Origin of the sequence: Ochrobactrum sp. BTU2 (assembly GCF_024539785.1) — a bacterium.
GTDB classification, from domain to species: Bacteria; Pseudomonadota; Alphaproteobacteria; order Rhizobiales; family Rhizobiaceae; genus Brucella; species Brucella anthropi.
Genome location: NZ_JAHWRG010000066.1, coordinates 1 through 2,297, shown reverse-complemented (window position 1 = coordinate 2,297; position 2,297 = coordinate 1). Strand labels below are relative to the sequence as shown.

Below are 2,297 nucleotides of genomic sequence, written 5' to 3'. Positions count from 1 at the left end.
CCCATCGTTGTAACCGGGGCAGATTTGGTGGCAGTTCTTTTGTTTTTGAGTCGAAGTCAGAAATATTAAACCCTGTGCATATCGCGTGTTCCGCATCGATATTTCATGGCTATGGGATTCCTGATTTTGGCAAATCATGATTCTCTTTTGGTATGCCGAAGAGAACGCTTCCCTCGCCTGAGCATGCTGACACGCTTTCACTGAATGCGTTGCGCAGTCTGGTCACGGGTTTGGTTGAAAAGGCAGAACATGCAGAGGCTCGACTTGAGAAACTGGAAGCTGAGAATGCAGCACTCCGTGAGGAGAATGCCGAGCTGCGTCTGGAAAACACCCGGCTTAAAGTTGAGAACCAACTCCTTCGCGATGAAATTGCGCGGCTGAAAAACCTGGCACCACGACCGCCGTTCAAACCGTCAGGCATGGACAAGGCCACAGACGCGAAGGTTCACGACAGCAGCGGCGGCAAGAAGAAACCTCGTGGGCCCAAACTGGACGCGGACCGCGTTGACCGCGACGTTGTTCTTCATGCCGATGTTCCGGCTGGATCACGCTTTAAGGGCTACAAAAGCTATTACGTGCGCGACGTGGTTTTGCGTGCTGAAGTTATTCATTACCGGCGCGAATGCTGGGTGACCCCGGACGGTAAAACAATCCTTGCGCCGCTGCCTGCCGGAATTGTCGGCGGCTACGGACCCAATCTGCTGCGGTTGTGTTTAATGCTTCATGCACAGGGCCAGGTGACGATGGAACGACTATCGACGCTGTTGAACGATATCGGCGTGGATATCTCGAAACGACAGGTTGTTCGTCTGCTAACCAGGAACCTGGATGGTTTTATCGCTGAGGATGCTGCGGTTCTGCATACTGGTCTTGTGTCGGCAGACTATGTAACGGTCGACGACACCGGTGCTCGTCATGCCCGCGATAATTTCTATACTACTCATATCGGCAACGCGCATTTTAGCGTCTTTCGCACCACAAAGACGAAATCACGGCTGAACTTTCTGTCGCTGCTGCGTGGCAATTATACCGACTATGTTCTTAACGATGCAGCATTCGATTATTTGCAAGCCCGTAACATTGATCCTGCACTCATAGCCCGCTTACACCCCCGCAAACCACAGCACTTTCCCAATCAGGTGCCGTTTCTTGAACATCTGCTCAGAAATGGCGTCGATATCTTCGACAACAATACGGTCCGCATGTTCGGTGAAGCTGGTCTATGGGGAGCCATCCGATATCACGGGCTTATGGGCAATACGGTCATTGTCTCTGACGATGCAGGGCAATTCCGGGTTGGGGAGCATGCATTGTGCTGGGTGCATGCTGAACGCTTGTTGCACAAGCTGATGCCAGCAACGCCCCAGCAGGTCGGACATGTCGAAACTCTGCGCAAACTCATCTGGCTCTTTTACAAGCTTTTGAAAGACTTTGCCCGAAGTCCCAGCCGTCGTGCAGCTCAGGCCCTTGAAGTCAGGTTCGATCGGATATTTTCCATTCGCACCGGATATGCTGATCTGGATAAGCTTCTGGTGCGCTTACTGCGCCGTAAGTACGAATTGCTGAAAATTCTCGAACGACCCGAAATCCCGTTGCACACCAATGCGTCCGAGAACGATCTGAGGAGTTGCGTCACCAAACGCAAGATCTCTGGCGGTACCATGAGCCGGGATGGGCGTGTCGCCCGCGATACCATGCTCGGTCTCATGAAGACCTGCAAAAAGCTTGGTCTGTCCTTCTGGCATTATCTCGGCGACCGGCTTGGCGTGCCCGGTCAACAGCCAGCGACCCCTGAACTTGCAGCTCTCATTATCGCAAAAGCCTGATCACGCTTACTTGCGACCACCAGGCTTTGAAAATGGGACTACCTGCCCTGCTTTTGCCGGCACCTCATCCATAATATGGCGGTCTGTCAGTGTCAGTAATGACGGTGAAACGTTCCACTGCTTGTCGTCATCCGTATGCACCGTCACCGTCTTACGATTGCAGCGCAGAACAAAGCCCCGATTTACGGCTCCATCCGGCCCTGTAAACGTCACGCCGCTGCCGATCCTGATATCCTGCAACGCTAAAGCCGTCTTTTGCTGATGCAGATATTGCAGGCGCTCAACGATGCGACGGTTCAGCGCCATCAGCGTTGCTTCATCCAGACTATCAATGTCGATCTCAGTCATCCGCGCCTTCTTCAACATGAAATTGAAGCAATCTTCTCTCACAGACCGGATTATGATAGATTGCAAGTCAGCGCGCAATTGCACAGTAAAATAGCACCGCCAACGGATGTGCCCCGCGTACCC

General features: G+C 52.8%; 2 protein-coding genes. One reads left to right on the top strand and one right to left on the bottom strand.

All coding sequences use genetic code 11. From position 1 onward, the window contains the following. Positions 1 to 152 precede the first annotated feature (152 nt). Positions 153 to 1,826: a transposase gene (locus KWJ32_RS27915; protein WP_256886614.1), complete on the top strand. Its 1,674-nt coding sequence runs from the start codon at positions 153 to 155 to the stop codon at positions 1,824 to 1,826. A gap of 6 nt (positions 1,827 to 1,832) precedes the next feature. Here KWJ32_RS27915 and KWJ32_RS27910 read toward each other — a convergent pair whose 3' ends face one another. Next, on the bottom strand, positions 1,833 to 2,189 hold the full coding sequence (locus tag KWJ32_RS27910) for a hypothetical protein (protein WP_128095173.1): 357 nt from the start codon (positions 2,187 to 2,189) through the stop codon (positions 1,833 to 1,835). Positions 2,190 to 2,297: the final 108 nt, after the last annotated feature.

Excerpts from the sequence above, each read along its gene's own strand:
- KWJ32_RS27915 (WP_256886614.1), top strand. The coding sequence starts at position 153 with ATGCCGAAGAGAACGCTTCCCTCGCCTGAGCATGCTGACACGCTTTCA.